This is a genomic window from Streptomyces sp. SAS_270 (genome assembly GCF_052543295.1).
In genome coordinates this window covers 1-25142 of sequence record NZ_JBMNDS010000062.1, presented here as the reverse complement: position 1 = coordinate 25142, position 25142 = coordinate 1, and the positions used below count along the sequence as shown (strand labels likewise).

Here is a 25142-nt window from a genome sequence, read left to right as displayed (position 1 = left end):
ACGGCCGCAGCACCTACGAATGCGTGCGCAGCAGCGTTCGCATGGTCCGCATGGCGACCGAGAGGTTGGCAAGGTCGAAGGAGTCCGAGCTCTGGATCTCCTCCAGGGTGGTGCGGGCCCGGCCGAGGATCGCCGCGTTCTTCTCCTCCCACGCCTTGAAGCGCTGCTCGGGCGTGGACGTGCCGTTGCCGACGGCCAGTACGTCCGAGGTGAGCGCCGCGTGGGCCGCGTACAGGTCCTCACGGATCGACGCGCGGGCCATGGACTGCCAGCGGTCGGAGCGCGGGAGTTCGATGATGCGGTCCATCAGCTGGGTGATCCGCAGACGGTCGGCGAGGTCGTAGTAGACCTCGGCCACGGCCATCGGTTCCTTGTCCACGCGGTCGGCGACCGCGACGATGTCCAGCGTCGGGAAGGCGGAGGAGAACCCGGCCACGCGCGTGGCGAGTTCGTCCGGGACGCCGGCGCCCGTCAGCTCGTCGTAGATCTGCTGGTACCACTCCAGGTCCGCGCCGCGCAGCAGCTTGGGCAGCTCGGCCCAGACCTGCTCGACCCGGTCCTTGAAGAACGTGATCGTCCCGCTCAGCTCCAGCGGCTGCGGCCGGTTGTTGAGCAGCCAGCGCGTGCCGCGCTCGACGAGACGGCGCGAGTGCAGCCGGATGCGGGTCTGCACGGCCGCGTCCACCACGTTGTCGAGCGCCTCGACGGCGTCCCACACCGCACTGGAGTTGAAGATCGCGCGGGCCGCGGTCTGCGCCCGGACGATCTCCTCCAGGGACGCCCCCGTCTCCTCGCGCAGCCGGTGCAGGAAGCTCGTACCGCCCGTGTTGACCGTGTCGTTGACCAGGACGGTCGTGACGATCTCACGGCGCAGCGCGTGCGCGTCGACCTGCTCGCGGAGCCTGTCGCGCACCGCCGTCGGGAAGTACGCGTGCAGCAGGCCCTGGAGGTAGGGGTCGTCGGGCAGTGACGTGGCGAGCAGCTCGTCGGCGACCGTGATCTTCGTGTACGCGAGGAGGACGGCCGTCTCCGGACCGGTCAGGCCCTGGCCCGAGTTGAGCCGCTCGCGGATCTGCCGGTCGGTGGGCAGGAACTCCAGGGCCCGGTCGAGGTGGCCCTCCCTGACCAGGTGGCGCATGAAGCGCTGCTGGGCGTGGAGCATGCTGCCGGACTGGGCCAGCGCGTTGGCGATCGCCACGTTCTGCGCGTAGTTGTTGCGCAGGACCAGGCCGCCGACCTCGTCGGTCATCTCGGCGAGCACCTTGTTGCGCTGCTTGACGGTCATGTCACCGTCCGCGACGACCGCGTTGAGCAGGATCTTGATGTTCACCTCGTGGTCGGAGGTGTCCACGCCCGCGCTGTTGTCGATGGCGTCGGTGTTGATCTTGCCGCCCTGCATCGCGAACTCGATGCGGCCGAGCTGGGTGAGGCCGAGGTTGCCGCCCTCGCCCACGACCTTGACCCCGAGGTCGGCGCCGTCGACGCGGATGGCGTCGTTGGCCTTGTCGCCGACGTCCGCGTGCGTCTCGGTGGACGCCTTCACGTACGTACCGATGCCGCCGTTCCACAGCAGGTCGACCGGCGCCTTGAGGATCGCCTTCATCAGGTCGGCCGGGGTCATCTTGACGATGCCCGACTCGATGCCGAGGGCCTCGCGGATGTGGGCGTTGATCTGGATCGCCTTGGCGGTACGCGGGAAGATGCCGCCGCCGGACGAGATCAGCGAGGCGTCGTAGTCGGCCCACGAGGAGCGCGGCAGCTCGAAGAGGCGGCGGCGCTCGGCGTACGACGTCTCCGCGACCGGGGTCGGGTCGATGAAGATGTGCCGGTGGTCGAAGGCGGCGATCAGCCTGATGTGCTCGGAGAGCAGCATGCCGTTGCCGAACACGTCACCGGACATGTCACCGACGCCGACGACCGTGAAGTCCTCGGACTGGGTGTCCACGCCCAGCTCCCGGAAGTGCCGCTTCACCGACTCCCAGGCGCCGCGGGCGGTGATGCCCATGCCCTTGTGGTCGTAACCGGCGGAGCCGCCGGAGGCGAAGGCGTCGCCGAGCCAGAAGTTGTACGACTCGGCGACCTCGTTGGCGATGTCCGAGAACGTCGCGGTGCCCTTGTCGGCGGCGACGACGAGGTAGGTGTCGTCCTCGTCGTGCCGTACGACGTCGGCGGGCGGCACGACCTCGCCGGCGACCAGGTTGTCGGTGATGTCGAGCAGCGCCGAGATGAAGGTCCGGTAGCTGCGGATGCCCTCGGCGAGCCACGCGTCGCGGTCCACGGACGGGTCCGGCAGCTGCTTGGCGACGAAGCCGCCCTTCGCGCCGACCGGCACGATGACCGTGTTCTTGACCATCTGCGCCTTGACCAGGCCGAGGACCTCCGTCCGGAAATCCTCCCTCCGGTCGGACCAGCGCAGACCACCGCGGGCGACCTTGCCGAATCGCAGGTGGACGCCTTCGACGCGCGGCGAGTACACCCAGATCTCGTACGCGGGCCGGGGTGCCGGAAGCTCCGGGATGGCCTGCGGGTCGAACTTCATGGAGACGTACTCGTGCGGCTGTCCGCCGAGCGCCTCCTGGAAGAAGTTCGTGCGCAGGGTCGCCTTGATGACGGTCAGGAAGGACCGCAGGATCCGGTCCTCGTCCAGGCTCGCGACCTGGTCGAGAGCGGCGTCCAGCTCCTCCATGAGGGCGTCGGTCAGTTCCGTGCCGGCCCGCTGGCGGTCCGGCGACATCCGCGCCTCGAAGAGGGAGACGAGCAGCCGGGTGGTGTGGACGTTGTTGCGGAGGGTGTCCTCCATGTAGTCCTGGCTGAACGTCGAACCGGCCTGGCGCAGGTACTTGGCGTACGCGCGCAGCACCATCGCCTGGCGCCAGCTGAGCCCGGCGCTGAGCACGAGGGCGTTGAAGCCGTCGTTCTCGGCATGCCCGGTCCAGGTCGCGGAGAAGGCCTGCTGGAAGCGCTCGCGGGCGTCGTCGGCGAGGTAGTCGCCGTTGCCGTTCTGGAGCCTGGGCAGCCGCAGACCGAAGTCGTAGATCCAGGCGATCGTGCTGTCCGAGCAGCGCAGTTCGTACGGCCGCTCGTCGGTGACCTCGACGCCGAGCCGCTGGAGCACCGGCAGGACGGCGGACAGGGAGACGGACTCGCCCCTGCGGTAGATCTTGAAGCGGCGCTCGCCGGGAGCGGCGCCGACGGGCTCGTAGAGGCTGAGCGCGAAGGCCTGGGTGCCACTCGTGTCGCCCTTGCCGCCGGTGAGCTTTTCGAGGTGGACGAGGTCGGCGACCGCGGCGCGCGGGGTGTGGTCGGCCTTGTAGCCCTCGGGGATGGCGTTGCCGTAGCGGCGCAGCAGTTCGGCGGCGCGCTCCTCGCCGCACTCGGCGTTCAGCGCCTCCGCGAAGCCGTCGGCCCAGGAGCGGGCGGCCTCGACGAGCCGCGCCTCGATGCGCTCCTTGTCGGCGTCGGACAGCTCGGGCAGCTCGGTGCCCTGCGGGACGCGGACCACGAAGTGCAGCCGGGAGAGGATCGACTCGGTGTTCCAGGCGGTGAAGTCGACGCTGATGCCGTCGAGCTCCTCCTTGAGGATGTCGATGATCCTGAGGCGTACGCCGGTGGTGTAGCGGTCGCGCGGCAGGTAGACGAGGGCCGAGTAGTAGCGCCCGTACTCGTCCTGGCGCAGGTAGAGCCGCAGTCGGCGGCGCTCCTGGAGGTAGAGCACGGAGGTGACGATGGAGCGCAGTTCGTCGGCGGGCGTCTGGAACAGCTCGTCGCGGGGGTAGGTCTCCAGGATCTGGAGCAGGTCGCGTCCGTCGTGGCTGTTGGGTGAGAACCCGGCGCCGCGGAGGACTTCCTCGACCTTGCGGCGGACGACGGGCACCCGGCGCACGGACTCGGTGTAGGCCGCGGAGGAGAAGAGCCCGAGGAAGCGCCGCTCGCCGACGACGTTGCCGTTCGCGTCGAACTTCTTGACGCCGACGTAGTCGAGGTAGCTCGGCCGGTGCACGGTGGCCCGGCTGTTGGCCTTCGTCAGGACGAGGAGCTTGTGCTCGCGGGCCTTGGCGCGGGCGTCGGCGGGCAGCCGCTCGAAGGAGGGGCTGACGGGGTGGCTGTCCTCGCCGGCGTGCTGCGGGTCGGCGCGCAGGATGCCGAGCCCGGTGCCCGGGACGGCGGTCAGCGAGTCGTCGTCGCGCAGCTCGTACTCGCGGTAGCCGAGGAACGTGAAGTGGTCGTCCGACAGCCAGCGCAGCAGCTCACGGGCCTCTTCGACATCCTGGTCGCGCAGGTCGTCCGCGGTCGGCTCGGTGGGCAGCTCCTCGGCGATGCGCAGCGCGGCGTCGCGCATCTTCTCCCAGTCCTCGACGGCCTCACGGGCGTCGGAGAGCACGCGCAGCAGATCGGCGGTGATCTGCTTGAGGTCGGCGCGGTCGGTCTCGCGGTCGATCTCGACGTGGATCCAGGACTCGACATGGGCGTCGTGCGGAAGATCACCGGGGGTCGGCCGGGCCTCCAGGACCTCGATCAGCTTGCCGGTGAGGTCACGCCGTACGACGAACTGCGGATGGATGACGACATGAATGCCGCGCCCCTGCCGGGACAGCTCGTTGGTGACGGAGTCGACCAGGAAGGGCATGTCGTCCGTCACGACCTCGACGACGGAGTGGCTGCACGTCCAGCCGTTCTCTTCCACGGTCGGCGTGTGGACCCGCACATTGGCCGTGCCTTGCGGGCGGATCTCGGCCAGCCGGTAGTGGGAGAAGGCGGCTCCGAAGACGTCGACCGGGTCGCGGTCGGTCAGGTCCTCCGGGGCGGTGTGCAGGTAGTAGCGCTGGAGGAACGCGAGCACGGTGTCCCGGTCGGGGGTGCCCTCGCCCGTCGTCCCAGTCGGTAGGTGCCCCCCGACCGGGCTGTTCTCAGCTACCCGGGCGGCCCTCTCGAGCAGCTCGGCCTTTGCTTCGTCCAGCTTGGTCTGCATTGTCCTCTGGCTCCTGTCGCGCGCCGTTGCGTGACGTAGAAGGAAGTTCGGTCTCTTCCCTGATGACATGGGCATTGACGTCACGCCGAGACGCGGGGTGTCCGGTCTGGTTCGACGCTATGCCGCAGGGAGAGATGAGCGGGGGGTTATCGGCCATTCTCGGCGTCCACGAAGACTGTGACGCTGCTCTCGGCGACGCCGGTACGCACCGCACGTCCCACCCGCGAAGACCAGCGACCGCCCGGTCACGGATGTCGTCCGTGCTCACCGGGCGCAGGGCAGGGGCGACGATGCCCCCGCGAGATATCGCGCTGATCACGCCACCCAGGCTATCGCTCCTCACCCGGCCCTCGTCATGAGCCGTATGTGTACAAAAGAGGGGGTGGAACTTTGACGTTCTGCACAGGGGCGAATGGGGGCAGGACGTGCCGTGGGGGAGATTTGGGGGCGGCCGGGGGCGGCGGAGCCGGTCGACCGCGGGCCGTCGTGCCGCCCCGTGAGCGCCGGGCTGCGCGACCCGTCGCGCAGACCCCCTTGGCAAGACCTCCCCGCCGAGGCACGTTGCCCATGACGCCCACCGGAGGCGCACCCCCGTCCGAGCGGAGCGCAGCGACATGGCAGCGAAGATCCTGATCGTCACCGGCGACGCAGCGGAATCCCTCGAAGTCCTGTACCCGTACCAACGCCTGCGCGAGGAGGGCTACGACGTCCATATCGCCGCCCCCACCCGCAAGACGCTGCGGTTCGTCGTCCACGACTTCGAACCCGGCTTCGACACGTACACCGAAAAGCCCGGCTACACCTGGCCCGCGGACCTCGCGTTCGCGGACGTCGAGCCCGGCCAGTACGCCGCCCTCGTCATCCCCGGCGGCCGCGCCCCCGAGTACCTCCGCAACGACCCCGAACTCCGCAAGATCCTCAAGGCCTTCTTCGACACGGACAAGCCGATCGCCCAGATCTGCCACGGCCCGCTCCTGACGGCGGCCGTCGACGGGCTGCGCGGGCGCCGCGTCACGGCGTACCCGGCGCTGGAGCCGGACATGCTGGCCGCGGGCGCGTCGTTCCAGGACGCCGAGGCGGTGGTCGACGGCACGCTCGTCTCGTCCCGGGCCTGGCCGGACCACTCCCACTGGATGCGCGAGTTCCTGACGGTGCTGCGCGCGAAGGCACCGGTGAACTGACCCCCGCAGCGGAGGACGGACCTACCTACGGCCGACGAAACACCCGCCGACCCCACCCGGCAGCCCCGCCGACGAGGACAGCCGCACGCTCCCTCGCGCCTGTCACCCCACCGTCACGTCACGCCGCCTTCATGCCGCCAACCGCTCCGCCTCCTCGACGGCCTCCTCCAGGCTGTCGACCACGGGTACGCCCACTCCTTCGAGGCTGGCACGGCTGTGGGAGCCACCGGTGTAGAGCACCGCCTGCGCGCCCACGTGCAGGGCGGCCACCGCGTCGTCGGCCGCGTCACCTATGACGACCACCCGGGCCGGCTCCACAACGCCGCCGAGCGCGCCCACGTGCCGCACCATGTGCTCGGCCTTGCTCCCGCCGGAGGGCCCGGTCCGCCCGTCGACCCGCAGGAAATGCGGCTCGATGCCGAAGCCCCGCACCAGCGGCACCAGCTCGTCGTGCACGTACATGCTGAGGATCGACTGGCTGCGGCCCGCCGAGGCCCACTCGGCGAGCAGCGTCGGCACCCCCGCCGTGAGCCCGCACGTCGCGCGGTGCTGCGCGTAGTACCGGTGGAAGGTCTCGTCCATGACCTCCCACTCGTCATCGGTCGGCAGCCGGCCTATCAGCCGCTCGTAGAACTTCGGCACCGGTACGCAGTACAACGCCCGGTACCGCTCCAGCGTGATCGGCTCAAGGCCCAGCTCGGCGAACGCCGCGTTCGTCGCTCCGATGATCGCGGCGTTGTCGTGGAACAGAGTCCCGTTCCAGTCCCACACAATGTGCGCTGCTCCGTGCTTCCCCATGACAAGAAAGTACCCGCCCGCACTGACAACCCAGTCGCCGCAACCGTCATGGCTTCCGTGACCATCACGGCTGTCACGGTCGTCCCGGCCTCGGTCGTCGCACCTGTCGCCGTCCCGGTCGTGGGCAGGCGCCCCGCCGGGGCGAACGCTCAGCCCCCCAGCCCGACCAGGTTGGGAATCTCCTGCGTGGCGAACCACAGCAGCTCGTGGTCCTCGGCCCCGTCCACGACGAACTGCGCGTCGTCGTCCCCGTGGTCCGCCGCGCCCAGCGCCGCCACGGCCGCGGCGACATCCGTCTCGGCGTCGTCCGCGTCCACGTGCACGGCGGCCGCCTTCGCGAGCGGCACGGGGTCGGCGACCCGCACCTCACCGAGCGCCCCGGGGTCGAGCCCCCGGTCGGGGTCGGCGACCGCGGCCCGGTCCGGCACGTCGACCGCGACGACGACGCGCCGTCGCACGGCCCCCGGCTCGCCCGCGAGCAGCCGCAGCGAGGCCAGGGCGGCCCGGTTCAGCGCCGCGTACTCGAGTTCCTCGATGTCGTCGGAGACGTACCACTCGCGCAGCGCGGGCGTCACGGCGTACGCGACGAGCGGTGCCGCCCCCAGCTCCCCCGTCTTGTACGCCTCGGCGAGACCGGAGAGGGTCAGGGGGACGTAGACGCGCATGGCTGGCCGCTTTCGTAGTCGGAAGGCTCCGCGGAGGACTCCGAGGAGGGCGTTCGGCGCCTCCCGGGAGGGCCTTCAGGATACGTGCGGGAGTCCCCTTTCGGGTCCCGGGCCCTACCCCCGCACGGCGTCCACCCCGGTCCCGGAACTCACCCGGTACGCCCCTGTCACGCCAAGGCCCGCGCGACGCCCGGCCACCCTGATAGGTGAACCTCCCGGCCGCCGCGACGCCCGGCCGACGTCCTTGCACAGGCCCGCTCACGCCTCGTACAAGATCCCCAACACAAAGTTACTGCCCGGTATCGGTCCGGGCCGCACAGAGCGGGGACGACGCATGAACAAGGTGATGACGAGGACGGCCAACCGCCACCCGGGCATCCGCCCGCCGGGCCGCCGCGACACCCGCCGCCCCGGCAGCACCCCTCCCCGCGCACCGGGCGCCGGCGCCCCGCGTACGACACCGGGAGGCAGCCCGCCGTCCACACCCCCGGGCGACACCGCACGGCGTACGGCGCCTGGGGCACCGGGAAGTCCTGAAAGCCCCGGAGCGCCGAGCGCGGCGGCGTCGCGGAACCGGCCCGCCGCACGGACCGCGCAGAACGCACGGAACACACAGAACGCGCCGAGCGCGCCGAGCGCGCCGCACAGTGCCGTCGCCCTTTCCGCGCCCGTGGAAGCCCCTCTCAGGCCCGTGCAGCCCCGCCCCACCGATCTCTTCGCCGACCGTCTCCTCGCCGTGCTGAGCGGTCAGCGCCCCGTCCACTGCATGCTCCGCCACACCGCGGGCCGCGCCTACGACGAACTGGCCTGGCTCGCCGAACGCGGCCCCCTGCGCACCCGCGGCACCCGCCCGGTCGTCCGCGACATCGGTTACTTCGTCCCCCGCCCGGGCGCGATCGAGGCGTTCGCCCGCATCGGCGCCGGCAAGCAGCTCCGCGCCATGGCCTTCCGCCTGGAGCAGGGCCTCGACCATCGCTGGCGGTGCACGGCGGTGGAGCTGGGCGGCCCTCGCATGCCGCACGGGGACGACGACTGAGCCCGCCGTCTCCGGCCCCCCGGCCGTCCGCACGCACGCAAAGGGCCGGACACCCGAAGGTGCCCGGCCCTCAACCGGTCGGCTGCCGCTGATGCGCGGCGCGCGTCACTTCTTGCGGCGGCGCGTGCCCTTCTGCTGCTTGCGGCGCTCCGCGCGCGTGAGGCCGTCCGCCTCGGAGCGCACGGGCTCCTCGTCGCTGGTGAAGTCGCCCTCGACGATGCCGCCCTCGCCGTCCACGGTCGGCGCGGAGAAGTGCAGACGGTCGGGCCGCTGCGGGGCGTCGAGGCCCTTGGCGCGGATCTCGGGACGTCCGCCCGCGACATTGGCTGCGGCGGGGGCGTCCTCCTTGTCCAGCGAAGGCGCGGTGTCCTCGACAGGGACCTCCTCGACCTGCTGCTCGACCTGGACCTCCAGGTTGAACAGGTAGCCGACGGACTCCTCCTTGATGCCGTCCATCATGGCGCCGAACATGTCGAAGCCCTCGCGCTGGTACTCGACCAGCGGGTCCTTCTGCGCCATCGCGCGCAGGCCGATGCCCTCCTGGAGGTAGTCCATCTCGTAGAGGTGCTCGCGCCACTTGCGGTCCAGGACCGACAGCACGACCCGGCGCTCCAGCTCACGCATGATCTCGGAGCCGAGCTGCTCCTCACGGCTCGCGTACTGGTCGTGGATGTCGTCCTTGATGGACTCGGAGATGAACTCGGCGGTCAGACCGGCGCGGTCGCCGGCCGCCTCCTCCAGCTCGTCGACGGTGACCTTCACCGGGTAGAGCTGCTTGAAGGCACCCCACAGCCGGTCCAGGTCCCACTCCTCGGCGAAGCCCTCGGCGGTCTCCGCAGCGATGTAGGCGTCGATCGTGTCGTCCATGAAGTGCTGGATCTGCTCCTGCAGGTCCTCACCCTCCAGGACGCGGCGGCGCTCGCCGTAGATGACCTCGCGCTGCCGGTTGAGGACCTCGTCGTACTTGAGGACGTTCTTGCGGGTCTCGAAGTTCTGCGTCTCGACCTGCGACTGGGCCGACGCGATCGCGCGCGTGACCATCTTGTTCTCGATGGGGACGTCGTCGGGGACGTTCGCCATCGACATGACGCGCTCGACCATCTGGGCCTTGAACAGACGCATCAGGTCATCGCCCAGCGACAGGTAGAAGCGGGACTCACCCGGGTCGCCCTGACGGCCGGAACGACCGCGCAGCTGGTTGTCGATACGCCGGGACTCGTGGCGCTCGGTGCCGAGGACGTAGAGCCCGCCGAGCTCCTTGACCTCCTCGAACTCCGCCTTGACCGCCTTCTCGGCCCGCTCCAGGGCGGCCGGCAGTGCGGCGGCCCACTCCTCGATGTGCTCCTCGGGGTCGAGGCCGCGCTGACGCAGCTCCGCCTCGGCGAGGTCGTCGGGGTTGCCGCCGAGCTTGATGTCGGTACCACGGCCGGCCATGTTGGTGGCGACCGTCACGGCGCCCTTGCGGCCGGCCTGGGCGACGATCGTCGCCTCACGGTCGTGCTGCTTGGCGTTGAGCACTTCGTGCTGGATGCCGCGCTTGGAGAGCTGCTGCGAGAGGTACTCGGACTTCTCGACCGACGTCGTACCGACGAGGATCGGCTGGCCCTTCTCGTGCTTCTCGGCGATGTCGTCGACGACCGCCTCGAACTTCGCGACCTCGGTGCGGTAGATCAGGTCCGACTGGTCCATGCGGACCATCGGCCGGTTGGTCGGGATCGGGACGACGCCGAGCTTGTAGATCTGGTGGAACTCGGCGGCCTCGGTCATCGCCGTACCGGTCATGCCGGAGAGGCCGGGCAGTTCCTTGCCCTCGCGGTCGTGGCGCTTGTAGAGGCGGAAGAAGTTCTGCAGGGTGATCGTGGCGAGCGTCTGGTTCTCGTCCTTGATGTCCACCCCTTCCTTCGCCTCGATCGCCTGGTGCATGCCCTCGTTGTAGCGGCGGCCGGCGAGGATACGGCCGGTGTGCTCGTCGACGATCATGACTTCGCCGTCGATGACGACGTAGTCCTTGTCCTTCTTGAAGAGTTCCTTGGCCTTGATGGCGTTGTTCAGGTAGCCGACGAGAGGCGTGTTGACCGACTCGTAGAGGTTGTCGATGCCGAGCCAGTCCTCGACCTTGGCGACACCGGGCTCGTGGATGGCGACGGTGCGCTTCTTCTCGTCGACCTCGTAGTCGCCGGTCTCCTCGATGCCCTTCAGGGTGTTGCCCGCCTCGCCCTTCTTCAGGCGCGTGACGAGCTTGGCGAAGTCGCCGTACCACTTGGTGGCCTGGTCGGCCGGGCCGGAGATGATCAGCGGGGTGCGGGCCTCGTCGACGAGGATCGAGTCGACCTCGTCGACGATCGCGAAGTTGTGGCCGCGCTGCACCAGTTCGTCCTGCGCCCACGCCATGTTGTCGCGCAGGTAGTCGAAGCCGAACTCGTTGTTCGTGCCGTACGTGATGTCGCACGCGTACTGCTCGCGGCGCTGGGCCGGCGTCATGTTGGCGAGGATGCAGCCGACTTCCAGGCCCAGGAACTTGTGGACGCGGCCCATCATCTCGGAGTCGCGCTCGGCCAGGTAGTCGTTGACCGTGATGAGGTGGACGCCTTCTCCGGAGAGGGCGTTCAGATACGCGGGCAGGGTGCCGACGAGTGTCTTGCCCTCACCGGTCTTCATCTCGGCGACGTAGCCGAGGTGGAGCGCGGCGCCGCCCATCATCTGCACGTCGTAGTGGCGCTGGCCAAGGACGCGCTTGGCCGCCTCGCGGACGGTGGCGAACGCTTCGGGCAGCAGGTCGTCGAGGCTTTCGCCGTCGGCGTACCGCTGCTTGTACTCATCGGTGAGGGCCCGCAGCTCGGCGTCGGAGAGGTCGACGAAGTCCTCTTCGATGGAGGCGACCTGGTCCGCGATGCGGTGCAGCTTGCGCAGGATCTTGCCTTCGCCTGCACGCATGATCTTCGAGAGGACGGACACGGGGGTTTGTCTCCTTGCCGGTCGGGCCTGGGACGGTCGGGTTTCAATGACAGTTTCAAAACACAGCTTGAGCAACGGCCATCGTAAGCGAGGACCCCACCGCGCCGGGAGGTCTGCCAGTGACAGCCACTAGGACAACGGGCAGGGGTTGCGGAAGGTGCCGCGTTGTCACTGCGAAAAGTAATCACACCCTCACGCACAGACAGGAAACGGCGCCCTCCGCAAAGGGATGGCGCCCTTCCGCTCTCCCGAGCAGAATCGCCCGATGGACCCCGTCACCCTGACCACCGACCGTCTTCTGCTGCGCACGGTGGGCCCGCACGACACCGACGCCGTGTACGACGCCGCCCAGGACCCCGACATCCAGCGCTGGACCACGATTCCCTCGCCGTATCTGCGCGAGCACGCCCAGGGGTTCACCGAGCAGCTGGTGCCCGACGGCTGGGCGGACGGCTCGGCGTTCACGTTCGGCGTCTTTCTCCCCGAAGGGGAGTTGGCGGGCGTGCTCAGCATCACCATGCGCGCCCTCGGCGTCGGCGAGATCGGTTTCTGGGCCACCAAGGAGCACCGCGGCAACGGCTACATCACCGAAGCCGCCGTCGCCGCCTCCCGCTGGGCGTTCACGGCCTTGTCCGTCGACCGCGTCGAATGGCGGGCCGAAGTCGGCAACACCGGCTCCCGGTCCGTCGCCGAACACGCCGGCTTCACCATCGAGGGCACCCTCCGCTCCGCCGTCAACAACAAGGGCGTCCGCAGAGACGCCTGGGTAGGCTCCCTGCTCCCTTCGGACTTGGGCCTGCCGTCCACGGCGCCCTACCTGCCGGCGCGAGATCCCAGCCCGTCCGGCGTTTGAGGACAAGGCCGTCCAGGCCGAAGGGGGGTCTGGGGGGCGCAGCCCCCAGGAACGGGACGGGGAGGGGCGGAGGGGGCGAGAAAACCCGGCGTGCACACCCCCACCGCCCACCAAGTCCCAAAGGGCGCCCCGGCCCACCCCCACTGTCAGTGCCACCGCCTATCGTGCGGAACATGACGAGCCTCCCCCGCCCCGCCACCGAGCTCTCCGCAGACGAAGCCCGCCGCATCGCCCTGCGCGCCCAGGGCTTCCTCGGCGCCCCGGACCGCAGGTCCGGCGTACGCGGAGTCCTCCGGCATCTCGGCGCGGTCCAGCTCGACACGATCTCGGTCCTCGCCCGCTCGCACGAGCTCATTCCGTACGCCCGCCTGGGAGCGGTGGGCCGCAAAACGGTGGACAGCGCGTACTGGACCCCGACCGCCCCCGCCGACGGCACGCCCCCCGCGACGCGCCCGCATGCCTTCGAGTACTGGTCCCACGCCGCCTGCATCCTCCCCATCGAGGAGTGGCCCCACTTCGCCTTCCGCCGCCGCGCCTACCGCGCCCGCCCGCACTGGAACCACGCCCTGCCGGACGGCGTGTACGACCAGGTCATCAAGCAGCTGCGCGCCGAAGGCCCGCTCACGGCCACGGACTTGGGCGGCGCGAAGAAGACCAGCGAGTGGTGGGACTGGTCGGGCACGAAGGTCGCCGTCGAACGCGCGCTGATGTACGGCGAGGTCGTGTGCACCGAGCGCCGCAGCTGGAATCGGGTGTACGACCTCGCCGAGCGCGCCGTCCCCGAGTCCCTGCTCCACGACGAGCTGGACGACGCCGAGTGCCTGCGCCGTCTCGTCCGCCTCGCGGGCCAGTCCCTGGGCGTCGGCACGCGCGCGGACATCGCCGACTACCACCGCCTCAAGGGCGAGCAGGTCGACGCGGTGATCGCCGACTCGGGGCTGGTCCCGGTGACGGTCGAGGGCTGGGGCAAGCCCGCCTGGGCCGACCCGGCAGCCCTGGAGACAGCCCCGCGCGGCCGCCACCGCACGACACTCCTCTCCCCGTTCGACTCGCTCGTCTGGGAGCGGGCGAGGACGGAGCGGATCTTCGGCTTCACCCATCGCCTGGAGGCGTACGTCCCGAAGCCGAAGCGGGTGTACGGCTACTTCGCGATGCCGGTGCTCGCCGGAGGCCACCTCGTCGGCCGGGTGGACCCGGCCCGTGAGGGACGCACCCTGGTGGCCAAACAGGTGACCCTGGACGGCCTCAAGGCCGTTCCCGCCGTCGCCCAGGCCCTGGTGGAGGCCGCGAGCTGGGTGGACTGCACGGACGTACGGGTGGAACGGGTGGACGCCCCGGAGCTGCGCGAGCCGCTGACGGCGGAACTGGCCCGCGCGCTGGCGTGATCACACCCTGCCGGACCGGCGGCTAGCGGATCTCGAGGATCTTCTCCCGCATCGCGTACACCACGGCCTCCATGCGGGAGTGCAGCTGAAGCTTCTCCAGAATGTTGCGCACGTGGTTCTTCACGGTGTTCTCGGAGATGAACAGCTCTTTGGCGATATCCCGGTTGTTCATCCCGGTGGCGACGAGTTTGAGGACCTCCAGCTCACGGTCCGTGAGCCGCGGCGCGGGCACCAGACGGCGTTCGTCCGTCCGCTGGATCATCGACTTGAACTCGGTGAGCAGTTTCGACGCCATGGAGGGGCTGATCTGCGACTGCCCGTCGGCCACCGCGCGAATGGCCGTGGCCACCTCGTCGGTGGAGATCTCCTTGAGGAGATAACCGGTCGCGCCCGCCTTGATCGCGTCGTAGAGATCGGCTTCCTCGTCACTGATCGTCAACATGATGATCTTCGCGCTCGGAGCCACCTCCTTGATGGACGTGCACGCCTCGATACCGCCCCGCTTCGGCATCCGGACGTCCATCAGCACGATGTCCGGCAGCAGGTCGGCGGCCTTGTCGACCGCCTCGGCGCCGTCGCCCGCCTCGCCGACGACCTGGATGTCCTCCTCGGCCGCGAGCACGATCTCCAGTCCGCGGCGGAAGAGGGCGTGATCGTCCACGACAAGGACCCGGATGGGCTCCTTGCGTGGAGAGCCCGCATCCGGGCCCATGGCGACGACGCCGTCGTCGGCGTCCTCGTCACGCATCGGTCCGAAGCTGTCCGCCATCGTTCCTCCCCCTGAAGGCCGTGGCCTGTGTTTCCGTGCCATGCCAACCCAAGGCAACGGCCCACCGGTTGGGCCGGTGCGGCCATGATTTCATGCCCGGACGTCCGTGCGGTGACAGAGCGGGCGCGAAGTGGGTCGCACACCGGTGCCCCTGGGGGCGCACGCGCGCTCCAGGGGCACCGGTTCAGCTGTCACCGGGGAGGTCAGCCGCCGAGCGCGCCGCCCGCGGCACCGGTCGCCGCCTGGGCGACCATCGGGTCCGTGCTGAGGTGGATGACGCCGTAGTCGTACGCGTGCCGCCGGTAGACGACGCTCGGTTCCTTGGTCTCGGAGTCGACGAACAGGTAGAAGTCGTGCCCGACCAGTTCCATCTCGTAGAGGGCCTGGTCGAGTGACATCGGGGACGCGACGTGGGTCTTCTCGCGAACGATGAGGGGGCCTTCGCCCTTGACCTCCAGCGAACCGATCTTCTTGGTCGGAATGCCCTCCGGCTCGTCCTCGTGGACGACGCTGCCGTTCCCGTTCAGCGTCGCTGCGCCGGGGACAGTGTCGGCGACGTCCGCGGCGGAGAGCCTGCCCGCGCCGCGGCGGGTGTAGCGCTTGTCGTGCTGCTTGCGCAGCCGGGCCTCGAGCTTGTCCGCCGCCAGGTCGAGTGCCGCGTACGGATCGCTTGCCGCCGCCTCCGCCCGGATCACCGGACCGCGGGAGCGAAGCGTGATCTCCACTCGGTCGCAACGGTCGGCCTGACGAGGGTTGGGCTCCTTGGACACCTCGACGTCGAGGCTGATCACCTTGCCATCGAGCTTCTGGATCTTCTCCAGCTTCAGCTTCTCGGCCACGTGCTTGCGGAACCGCTCGGGCACCTCTGTCTTGCGGCCCTTGACGACGATGTCCACGCAGAACTCCGTTCCCGGATCGCTCCGCTCCACTGGCGGAGCATCTCCCTTTTGCACCAGGCTCCGGTGTGTCCCGGAACCTCGGACTCGGTGACTTTCACCTCCTCCTCCCCCGCGGACAAGATCTCCACCCCACCGGTACGGGTGATTGCAGAAAACCCGCAGCACGGCATTCGGATATGCGAGGTGCGGCCTGCGCCATTGCCTCACAACCGAACATATCTCGCCCGGACGTATGTCGTCACCCTCTACCGAGGCGTACCTCCGTTCAGGTGAATTGGCCCTCTCATTACCTGCAACGATGGAAGTTCTCAGTCAGTTCCGGTTTATTTCGAAAGAGTCGGGCGGCGCAGCGACCACTGCCGCGCAGATCAGGTCACCGACCGCGCTCATACCCAGCATTCCCCGGACCGCTTGTGTCCGGATGGACCCTGTCGCCGTCGCTTCCGCGGTCGTTTCCGGCATCCGTTCCCCTGCCCTCCGTACCTCTGCCGCTTCCCAAGTCGCTGCGGCGTATGCGTCCGTCATCGCGGCCCGTACGGCGCGTGCCGCCTCCGCCAGCGAGGCACCCGTCGTCATCAGGTCGTCCACCACCACGACCCTGCCACCACCGGCGAGAAACCGCGCGCCACCGGCGGCCACCTCCAGGGCCCCCGCGAGATTGCCCAGCCGCTGCCTGGAGTTGAGCCCCGACTGGTCGGCCACAGTCCGCCGCTGGCGCAGCACGCCGAGCACCCGGGCCGATGTTCCCGTGCGTCGCAGCTCACCAGCCGCGGCGAGCGCGATCCGCCGCGCCGGGTCGTGGCCCCGCGCCCGTACCGCCCGCCGTGAGGACGGCACGGGAACCAGCAGTACGGCGCCATCGGTCATCGCCCGGCCGCTCTCGGGCCCCAGCTGCCTGTTCCCGGGCCTCAGCCGCCCGTCCAGGCGTGCCGGACGTCCACCCGGACCCTTTTCCTGCCGGCACGCCAGCGCCGCTCTTACGGCCCCTGCCAGGGCCGTTCCCAGCGGCGCGGCGAGTGTCAGGACGCCCCGTTCCTTGTGGGCGAGAAGCGCCGCGCGCACCTCGTCCTCGTACGGGGCCGCAGCGTGCACCACGGGCAGCCCCCTCGGCTCCGGCACCGGTAGCACCCGGCTCGGCGCGGCCCCGCTCAAGGCCGCACGGCACTCCGGGCAGAGCACCGCGCGAGGCCTCCCGCAGCCTCCGCACTCGGCCGGCAGCACCAGATCGGTGAGGTCCTGCCACCACCCCCGCATGCCCACCACTGTGCCAACGCACGCGCCGCCCTGCCACCCCTGTGGATAACTCCGGGCCAACTCCCTGTGGACAACACGCCCGCGGCGGTCGTCGTACGGGCGACGCATGAGCCGGTCACTCCGGATGGGCCGAACAAACCGGCCACCCGGGACAGACCGACTACCCGGGATAGACCGGCGCCGTCCCTTCCTTGACCACCTTCTGCCACTGCGCCCCGGACGACAGCCGCACTATCCCGTCCTCCGCCGTGTACCCCACCAGCGGCAGACGCTCGTCCTCGGACGCGGCGATCTCCTTCACGCCCGTCAGCGCGGCGGGCGTCGGGCCCACCGGCGTGGAGCCGTCGACCTGGACGTAGCGCATCTGCTGCACGCCACCGTGCTCGTGCCCGACCACCACGAGCCGGCTGTCCCCGGCCCACGACATGGCTGTGACGTCCTCCAACTGCGGTGTCACCGAATGCGGTTCGAGGACCGAGACGGACGGCTGCTCACCGGACGCGATGTTGCGGACGATGCGACCGATCTGCAGCGACCGCTTGCCGTCCTTCTCGACGATCAGTGCGATCCGCACGCCATCGGCAGCCACGCGCACCGCTTCGACACGCCCGTCGACACCCGGTGTCTCGACCGTCAGCGGCGCGCCCGTGCCCTTCTCCAACAGCAGCAGCCGCGGATCCTTCGGATCACGGTCGGCCACCCACAGGTCTCCCCGGCCGTCCCAACTGGGCGTCGTCAGCCTGTCGTTCGTCGTCTTGCCCGCACTGTGGAAGACCGGATCGCCGACCGAGCCGCCCGACAGCAGCGACCCGACGTACAGCGAGTGCCCGTCGGCCGACACACCAGCCGCCCTGTCCTCGTCCCGCGACACCGCGGCGGACCGCAGCTTCTTGTCGCCCAGGCCGAGGCCACCGGGCACCGCGTCGGGTTCCTTGTCACTGTTGCCGCTGGGCATCCGCACCAGCCGCTGCTTGCCGTCGATGAAGTACTGGTACTCGGGACGCTTGCCCGTGCCGTGCACGGCGTTCGTCTCCGCCTGGTTCTCGTTGAGGACACACAGCTGTGTGCCGTCCGACCGCTGAAGCTCCACTTCGTCCACCGCCGTCGGCGACAGATCCTGGAGTGTGAAAAGGAGTTGGGCCGCCATCCGTGTGCACTGGGGCCGCCCGACACGGTCGGCCTTTCCGTTCAACGGCACCGTGATCTTGTTCTGGTCGTCGGGCGTCAGCGACTTGACGCCCTTCTTCAGCGCCGTGCCGGTCGGGAAACTCGACGTCACCACCGGGCGGAGCCAGCGCGTCGGACCGTCCAGCAGTGTCCGGATCATCTGCGTCACCGGATCGACCTTGCTGCGCACATAGACGGGATCGGCGACGGTCCCGGGCTGCCCGACCGTCCCGGCGGGCACGTTCGAGGCGAAGTAGTACTTGTTGACGGACACGTAGTTGCGCTGGAAGTCGGACTTGCCCATCACCACGCCCTCCGGCAGCCCGTCGATGCGCCACTGCTTGGTGTCCTTCTGCCGCACGAGATGCACGGTCCCGCTGTACGAGCCCGAGTCCGGCACGTACGCGTGCTGCCCGTCCACCTTGGCGACCTTGGCGCCGGACAGGTTGTACGAGTACTCGTCCGTGCCCTCCCTCGTCCCGGACTGCCCCGCCGCGGCGTTCGGCCCGTTCTCCAGCACGGTCGTGGACCGGTAGGGGTCCCACTTCTTGCGGGCCTGCGCCGTCAGATACTTGCTCGCCGTCTCGTACTGCGGATCGTCGCTGGTCAGCGCCTCCAGGAAGCCCTGCACGATGTCCGGGGGCCGGGCGTCCGGACGCGGCGGCATCGCGAAGACCCGGACCTGAGAGTCCTCCCGGGGCGTGGAATCCACTCCCTGCAGGTCCCCGCTGTCCGGCATCGAGGCACACCCGGCCAGCAGCAGCGCACCGCAGCCGATGTACGCCCCCACGCGCGCGGGACGCCGACGGCCGCTCCCCTCGCGGTCAGCGCCCACGAAAACCCTCCCCTTGTCCGAGCCCGTCCGGCTTGCCCCGGCCGACCTGCTTGCCCCGGCCGACTTCCTCCGGCTCGCCGGCGTCCCGGCCGCGCTTCTCCTCACCGGCCCGCTCCCCGCCCGGAGCGGACGGGGCGTCCTGCTGCCGTACGGCCCCCGTGGGACGTGGCACCACGCGCGCACCGTTGCCCGGCAGCGCCGTCGGGTCCGCCGTGGGCGCCGCTCCGCTCAGCCGGGGCACTATCGGCGCCCGCGTCGGCATGGGAGGCGGCGCACTCCCGCCCGCGGGCTGCAACGGCACGGTGGCGAGCTTGCCACTGCCGTCGAGCGGCAGACCGGCATCATTAAGTCCACGATTACGCCGTGAGTCCTTGGGTTCCAGGGGTATCGGGGAGCCCCGCAGCGGCTCGTCGGCGGTCCGCGGCAGCGTCAGCCGGAACTGCGAGCCGCCGCCCGGCTCGCCCCACGCCTGGAGCCAGCCGCCGTGCAACCGCGCGTCCTCCAGGGCGATGGACAGCCCGAGTCCCGTTCCACCGGTGGTACGCGCGCGTGCCGGGTCGGCCCGCCAGAAGCGGCTGAAGACCCGGGTCGCCTCGCCGGGCTTGAGCCCCACTCCGTAGTCGCGCACCGCGACCGCGACCGCCCCGCCCGCCGCAGCGAGCTTGACCACCACGTCCTTGCCCTCGCCGTGCTCCACGGCGTTGACGACGAGGTTGCGCAGCACGCGCTCCACCCGCCGGGCGTCGGCCTCGGCGACAACGGGCTGCTGGTCGCCGACCACCCGTACCCGCGAGCCCTTGCGCTCGGCGAGCGGCTCCGCACCGCTCACGACGCGCCGTACGACTTCCCTCAGGTCTATCGGCTCGGCCTCCAGCGCCGCCGCGCCCGCGTCGAACCGGCTGATCTCCAGCAGATCCGCGAGGAGCGTCTCGAACCGGTCCAGCTGATCGGCGAGCAGCTCGGCCGACCGGGCGGTCATCGGATCGAAGTCCACGCGCGCGTCGTGGATGACATCGGCCGCCATCCGCACGGTCGTCAGCGGTGTCCGCAGCTCGTGCGACACGTCGGAGACGAACCGCCGCTGCATCCGCGACAGGTCCTCCAGCTGCTGGATCTTCAGTTGAAGGTTCTGGGCCATCTTGTTGAAGGCCTCGCCGAGCCGCGCGATGTCGTCCTCGCCGGTGACCTTCATACGTTCCTGCAGGCGCCCGGCGGACAGCCGCTCGGCAATGCCCGCCGCCATCCGCACCGGCGTGACGACCTGGCGCACCACCAGCCAGGCGATGGCCCCGAGGAGCACCACGACGAACAGCCCGGCCGTCGCAAGCGTCCCCTTGACCAGGCTCAGCGACTTCTCCTCCTGCGTCAGCGGGAAGAGGAAGTAGAGCTGGTACGGGTCACCGTTGAGGTCGTTGACCTGCTTGCCGATGACCAGCGCGGGCTGGGACGCCTGGCCGTTGGTGTAAATGATGCGGGTGTAGCTCTGGGCCGCGCCGGTACCCTCGTCCACGCGTTGGCGCAGGTTGTCGGGCACGCTGAGGGTCGGCTGCACCTTCCCCGAGGCGCGCGGCCCGGGTCCTCTGTCGTCGTCCGAACCGGTCGTGCCGAGCGTCACCACGTCGAACGCACCCTGACCACCGCTGGACAGGGAGGCCACGAGGTCGCTCATCCACTGGATGGGGTTCTGCGACGAGCGGCCGCCCGTGCCGGACCCGTCGTCGCCCCCCGAGATCGCGGCCGCGTCCGCCTTCTGCTTGGCCGACGTGAAACCGCCGGCCGCCTGGCTCTGCGACGCCTTCACCTTGGCGTCCAGCAGCCCGTTGCGCACCTGGCCGATGACGACGAAGCCGAGCAGCAGCACCACGCCCAGCGACATCAGCAGGGTCGTGACGACGATCTTGAGCTGGATGTTGCGCCGCCACAGCCGCATGACGGGCAGCAGCGGGCGGCGCACCCAGCGCATGAAAAGCCGAAGGACCGGGCTGCCCTGGACCCCGCCCTGCAGCAGCCCGCCCTCTATGAACTGTCCCCAGCGGGACCCCGCCGTCTTCCGGCCGACAGGCCGCCCCGCGCGGTTCCCCGGCTGACCGGGCGCCGAAGCGGCACTGTCCCGGGACATGTCAGCTCGGTCCGGCCTTGTAACCGACGCCACGGACGGTCACCACGATCTCCGGCCGCTCCGGGTCCTTCTCGACCTTGGAGCGCAGCCGCTGCACATGCACGTTGACCAGCCGGGTGTCCGCCGCATGCCGGTAGCCCCACACCTGCTCCAGCAGCACCTCACGCGTGAACACCTGCCACGGCTTGCGCGCCAGCGCCACCAGCAGATCGAACTCCAGCGGCGTCAGCGCTATCGACTGCCCCTCCCGCTTCACAGAGTGACCGGCGACGTCGATGACAAGGTCACCGATCGCCAGCTGTTCCGGCGCCGGCTCCTCCGAACGCCGCAGTCGCGCCCGGATCCGCGCCACCAGCTCCTTCGGCTTGAACGGCTTCACGATGTAGTCGTCGGCGCCCGACTCGAGGCCGACCACGACATCGACGGTGTCGCTCTTCGCCGTGAGCATCACGATCGGCACCCCGGACTCCGCCCTGATCAGGCGGCACACCTCGATGCCGTCCCGGCCGGGAAGCATCAGGTCCAGGAGCACCAGATCGGGCTTGGTCTCGCGGAAAGCGGCCAGCGCCTTGTCGCCGTCGGCTACGAAAGACGGCTCAAAACCTTCACCACGCAACACAATGCCGAGCATCTCGGCCAGTGCGGTGTCGTCATCGACGACAAGGACTCGTCCCTTCATAAACGACATCATCCCATTAACTAAATCGTTACCTGGCGTGACCTGCCACACAGCTCTGCAAGCGCCTCTGCCGTCACGGGCGACACAACGCCCTCTTCGGTGACGATCGCCGTCACCAACTCGGGTGGCGTCACGTCGAACGCCGGGTTGTACGCCTGTGTCCCCAGGGGCGCCACCGGTATCCCGCCTCCCGCTTCCACTCCCGCCACCGGCACCTGGGGTGCTGTGACCTCGGTCACTTCATGGCCGGCACGCTGCTCGACTTCGATGGATGCTCCGTCCGGGGTGTCCGGATCCACCGTCGTCACCGGCGCCACCACGATGAACGGCACATGGTGGTACCGGGCCAGCACCGCGAGCGGATAGCTCCCCACCTTGTTCGCCACCGAACCGTCGGCCGCGATGCGATCGGCCCCGATCAGCACCGCGTCCACCTCCCCTGCCGCGAACAGCGAGCCCGCCGCGTTGTCCGTGAGCAAGGTGTACGCCATCCCGTTGCGCGCCGCCTCGTATGCGGTCAACCGCGCACCCTGCATCAGCGGCCGCGTCTCGTCCACCCACAGCCTGCGCAGCCGCCCCACCCGGTGCGCCGCCAGGGCCACCGCGAACGCCGTGCCCTCACCGCCGGACACCAGCGCCCCGGTGTTGCAGTGCGTCAGGACGCGGTGCCCACCGCCCGGCAGCAACTCGTCGAGCAGCGTGAGGCCGTGCCGGGCCATGCGCACGCTGGCCTCGGCATCCTCCCGGTGCAACGCCCGCGCGGCCGCGAGCGCCGCCCCGGCGGCCTGCTTCTGGTCACCACCGCCCCCGAGCGCCGCGCGGTAAGCCGCATGTGCCCGGCGCACACCGACGGCCAGGTTCACAGCCGTGGGCCGGGCACCGGCCAGCGCGTTCGCCGCCTCGTCCACGTCGAAGCCACGGGCGGCGGCGAGCGCGACGCCGTAAGCCCCGGCGATACCGAGCAGCGGCGCCCCGCGCACGGCGAGCGTGCGGATCGCCTCCACCAGCGCCGGTGCGTCGGTGCACACCCGTTCGACCTCCTCGGCCGGCAGCCTCGTCTGGTCGAGGAGGGCCAGCACCGGGCCCTCCGGTGGCTCGTCCCAGCGGATCGCCCGTATTGCCGTCGGCCCGCTGTCGTCGCGGGATTGCGCGTACTGATCAGCCATCCGCCCAGTCTGCCCCGTACCCGGCGGACAATTGAAGGTGTCCAGCCCATACGGCAGCCGGTCCCTTGCCCCGCACCCCGTGGCACGATGGCTGCCAACCTGCCGCCGCGACCGCGGACGGGCATCGTGAAGGAGCGACGATGAAAGACACTCCGGGCTGGGCCTCGCCCGGATCTGCCCCCTCCGACGGGCAGGAGCCGGACCAGACCGGCCCTGCGCAGCCCGCTGACGAGAGCGGCGCGGATCAGCCCGGCCCGCCGTCGAAGTGGTCCAAGGAGCAGCCCCCGGCCGGCCAGTGGTCCGCGCCCAGCCCCCAGGACACCCCGCAGGCCCCACCGCCACCGCCACCGCCCGGCCCCGGCTGGGGAGGCGGGCACCCCGGCGGTCCCGGCCCGGGCTACGGAGCCCCCGGCGGATACGGCGGCTGGGGAGGCAACTGGGGCGGCCCGCCACCCGCGGCCAAGCCCGGCGTGATCCCGCTCCGCCCGCTCGGCGTCGGTGAGATCCTCGACGGCGCCGTCTCCACGATGCGGACGTACTGGCGCACGGTCCTGGGCATCTCGCTGACCGTCGCCGTCTTCACGGAGATCATCGTCGTCCTCCTGCAGGGCTTCGTCCTGGACGACAGCGCGAGCACGGACACCCTCAACGACCCCAGCGCCACCGTCGGCGAGCTGGGCCGCGCCCTGGGCGACACCATGCTGAACTCCGGCGTCGTCCTGCTCATCACCCTGCTCGGCACCATCGTCGCGACGGCCCTGCTCACGTCCGTGACCAGCCGCGCGGTGCTCGGCAAATCGGTGACCACCGCCGAGGCCTGGCAGGACGCCCGCCCTCAGCTTCCGAAGCTGTTCGGCCTGACCTTCCTGCTCCCGCTCATCGCCGCCGCGGTCGCCGCCGCAGGAACCCTGCCGGGCATCCTCGCCACGGTCGCCGGCGCCGGCGACGCGGGCATCACGCTCACCGTCCTCGGAGGTCTCGGCGGCACCGTCGTCGCGATCTGGCTGATGATCCGCTTCTCGCTCTCCTCGCCCGCCCTGATGCTGGAGAAGCAGGGCATCCTGAAGGCGATGAGCCGCTCCACGAAGCTCGTCCGCGGCTCCTGGTGGCGGGTCTTCGGCATCCAGCTGCTCGCCACGATCATCGCCAACATCGTCGCCTCGATCGTCGTGATCCCGTTCGCCTTCCTGGCCGCTGCTCTCAGCGGCGACGGCGTCACCGGCTTCCTCAACAGCGGCAGCGGCAACCTCGGCTGGACGTTCCTCATCATCAGCGGGGTCGGCTCGGTGATCGGATCCATGCTCACGTTCCCGATCACCGCGGGCGTCACCGTGCTCCTCTACATCGACCAGCGCATCCGCCGCGAAGCCCTCGACCTCGACCTGGCCCGCGCCGCCGGTGTCCAGGACTACGGCTCCCACGCGCCCGGCACCACTCCGGGGAGCTGATGCCGTGAGCCCGGCGGGGGGAGTTCTCACAGCTCTGCTGACGCTGTCGCGCACCGGCGACGAACCTCCGGTGACGACCCCGCGCGACCCCGCGCGGGAGGCGGCCAGGCGTGAACTGTCCAAGCGGATGTACCACGAGAACGAACCCGGCCTGATCCAGCGCGCCTTGAACGCCTTCTGGGAATGGGTCGACAAGCTGTTCGGCGCCGCCTCCACCGCGACCCCCGGAGGCACTCTCGGGCTTGTCGTCATCGTCCTGGCGGTGCTGGCCGTCCTCGGTGCGCTGTGGTGGCGCCTGGGCACCCCCCACCGCGCCGCCACCTCGTCCGCCACGCTCTTCGACGACCGCCCCCGCAGCGCCGCAGAGCACCGCGCGGCCGCGGAGGCACACGCCGCCCAGGGCCACTGGAACCAAGCCGTCCAGGAACGCATGCGCGCCGTCGTCCGCTCCCTGGAGGAACGCGCCCTCCTCGACCCGCGCCCCGGTCGCACCGCGGACGAGGCAGCCGCCGAAGCCGGCCACGCCCTGCCTTCCCACGCGGACCGACTCCGCGCCGCCGCCCGGGACTTCGACGACGTGACGTACGGCGGACGAGCCGCCGGCTCCAGCGCGTACCACCGGCTCTCCGAGCTCGACCACGACCTGGAACGCACCAAGCCCGTGCTCGCGAGCAGCAGCAGTGCCCAGAGCACACCCCACGGCACCCGCCGGGAGGGCGCCCGATGACCGAGGCGACTCTCGCGCCTTCCTCCACCTCGGCCTCGCCCACCAAGCGTCAGGTATGGACCCGCACACGCGGCATCGTTCTCGCCGTCGTGGTCCTGTTGATCGCCGCCGTCGCGATCGCCGCGCTCCGCTCCGGTGCCGAGCACGGCCGCCTCGACCCGCGCTCCGCCGACTCCCACGGCAGCCGCGCCGTCGCCGAACTCCTCGACGACCGGGGCGGGGGGGGGGGGGGGGGGG

The 25142-nt window shown here is 70.3% G+C and carries 17 protein-coding genes and 1 pseudogene; 7 read left to right on the top strand and 11 right to left on the bottom strand.

Features of this window, described 5'->3' with window-relative positions; translation table 11 throughout:
- Nucleotides 1–13 precede the first annotated feature (13 nt).
- The gene (locus ACN6LB_RS32205; protein ID WP_445028921.1) at nt 14–4969 is read right to left on the bottom strand and encodes an NAD-glutamate dehydrogenase; all 4956 of its coding nucleotides are present in this window, start codon (nt 4967–4969) and stop codon (nt 14–16) included.
- 614 nt (nt 4970–5583) lie between these two features.
- Between ACN6LB_RS32205 and ACN6LB_RS32200 the strand changes: the two genes are divergently transcribed.
- Nucleotides 5584–6150: a DJ-1/PfpI family protein gene (locus tag ACN6LB_RS32200; RefSeq protein WP_356137756.1), complete on the top strand. Its 567-nt coding sequence runs from the start codon at nt 5584–5586 to the stop codon at nt 6148–6150.
- Between the two features lie 129 nt (nt 6151–6279).
- On the opposite strand, the gene ACN6LB_RS32195 is transcribed toward ACN6LB_RS32200, so the two are convergent.
- Nucleotides 6280–6948 carry an HAD family hydrolase gene (locus tag ACN6LB_RS32195; RefSeq protein WP_445028920.1) on the bottom strand — a complete coding sequence of 223 codons (669 nt, stop codon included), beginning with the start codon at nt 6946–6948 and terminating at the stop codon, nt 6280–6282.
- A gap of 149 nt (nt 6949–7097) precedes the next feature.
- Nucleotides 7098–7613, bottom strand: coding sequence for a DUF6912 family protein (locus ACN6LB_RS32190; RefSeq protein ID WP_356137752.1), 516 nt, complete (start codon nt 7611–7613; stop codon nt 7098–7100).
- Between the two features lie 334 nt (nt 7614–7947).
- Between ACN6LB_RS32190 and ACN6LB_RS32185 the strand changes: the two genes are divergently transcribed.
- The gene (locus ACN6LB_RS32185) at nt 7948–8649 is read left to right on the top strand and encodes an Rv3235 family protein (RefSeq protein ID WP_445028919.1); all 702 of its coding nucleotides are present in this window, start codon (nt 7948–7950) and stop codon (nt 8647–8649) included.
- Between the two features lie 105 nt (nt 8650–8754).
- Here ACN6LB_RS32185 and secA read toward each other — a convergent pair whose 3' ends face one another.
- Nucleotides 8755–11604, bottom strand: coding sequence for a preprotein translocase subunit SecA (secA, locus tag ACN6LB_RS32180; protein WP_445028918.1), 2850 nt, complete (start codon nt 11602–11604; stop codon nt 8755–8757).
- Nucleotides 11605–11869: 265 nt separating this feature from the next.
- On the opposite strand from secA, the gene ACN6LB_RS32175 reads away from it, so the two are divergent.
- Nucleotides 11870–12457 (top strand): GNAT family N-acetyltransferase, encoded by a 588-nt coding sequence (locus ACN6LB_RS32175; RefSeq protein WP_356137745.1) that lies wholly within the window; start codon nt 11870–11872, stop codon nt 12455–12457.
- 173 nt (nt 12458–12630) lie between these two features.
- Nucleotides 12631–13842 carry a winged helix-turn-helix domain-containing protein gene (locus tag ACN6LB_RS32170; protein ID WP_445028917.1) on the top strand — a complete coding sequence of 404 codons (1212 nt, stop codon included), beginning with the start codon at nt 12631–12633 and terminating at the stop codon, nt 13840–13842.
- A gap of 22 nt (nt 13843–13864) precedes the next feature.
- Here ACN6LB_RS32170 and ACN6LB_RS32165 read toward each other — a convergent pair whose 3' ends face one another.
- The 7 genes from ACN6LB_RS32165 to mtnA all read right to left on the bottom strand — a co-directional run bounded on the left by ACN6LB_RS32165 (nt 13865) and on the right by mtnA (nt 22730).
- The gene (locus tag ACN6LB_RS32165) at nt 13865–14611 is read right to left on the bottom strand and encodes a response regulator transcription factor (protein WP_356137741.1); all 747 of its coding nucleotides are present in this window, start codon (nt 14609–14611) and stop codon (nt 13865–13867) included.
- Between the two features lie 203 nt (nt 14612–14814).
- Entirely contained in the window at nt 14815–15507 is a 693-nt protein-coding gene (hpf, locus tag ACN6LB_RS32160; protein WP_445028916.1) for a ribosome hibernation-promoting factor, HPF/YfiA family, read from the bottom strand.
- Between the two features lie 315 nt (nt 15508–15822).
- Nucleotides 15823–16764: a ComF family protein gene (locus ACN6LB_RS32155; RefSeq protein ID WP_445028915.1), complete on the bottom strand. Its 942-nt coding sequence runs from the start codon at nt 16762–16764 to the stop codon at nt 15823–15825.
- A gap of 160 nt (nt 16765–16924) precedes the next feature.
- On the bottom strand, nt 16925–18766 hold the full coding sequence (locus tag ACN6LB_RS32150; RefSeq protein WP_445028914.1) for an LpqB family beta-propeller domain-containing protein: 1842 nt from the start codon (nt 18764–18766) through the stop codon (nt 16925–16927).
- Complete coding sequence (mtrB, locus tag ACN6LB_RS32145) at nt 18756–20885, bottom strand: MtrAB system histidine kinase MtrB (protein ID WP_445028913.1); 2130 nt, start codon at nt 20883–20885, stop codon at nt 18756–18758. Before mtrB ends, ACN6LB_RS32150 begins: the two co-directional genes overlap by 11 nt.
- A 1-nt stretch (nt 20886) precedes the next feature.
- On the bottom strand, nt 20887–21576 hold the full coding sequence (gene mtrA, locus ACN6LB_RS32140) for a two-component system response regulator MtrA (RefSeq protein ID WP_150136091.1): 690 nt from the start codon (nt 21574–21576) through the stop codon (nt 20887–20889).
- A gap of 8 nt (nt 21577–21584) precedes the next feature.
- A complete protein-coding gene (gene mtnA, locus ACN6LB_RS32135; protein ID WP_445028912.1) occupies nt 21585–22730 on the bottom strand; it encodes an S-methyl-5-thioribose-1-phosphate isomerase in 1146 nt (381 codons plus the stop codon).
- 140 nt (nt 22731–22870) lie between these two features.
- On the opposite strand from mtnA, the gene ACN6LB_RS32130 reads away from it, so the two are divergent.
- The 3 genes and pseudogenes from ACN6LB_RS32130 to ACN6LB_RS32120 all read left to right on the top strand — a co-directional run.
- On the top strand, nt 22871–24178 hold the full coding sequence (locus ACN6LB_RS32130; RefSeq protein ID WP_356137729.1) for a hypothetical protein: 1308 nt from the start codon (nt 22871–22873) through the stop codon (nt 24176–24178).
- Between the two features lie 4 nt (nt 24179–24182).
- Nucleotides 24183–24905, top strand: coding sequence for a DUF4129 domain-containing protein (locus ACN6LB_RS32125; RefSeq protein ID WP_445028911.1), 723 nt, complete (start codon nt 24183–24185; stop codon nt 24903–24905).
- Nucleotides 24902–25142, top strand: a pseudogene (locus ACN6LB_RS32120) (hypothetical protein); the annotation flags it as partial. The gene ACN6LB_RS32125 and the pseudogene ACN6LB_RS32120, both read left to right, overlap by 4 nt.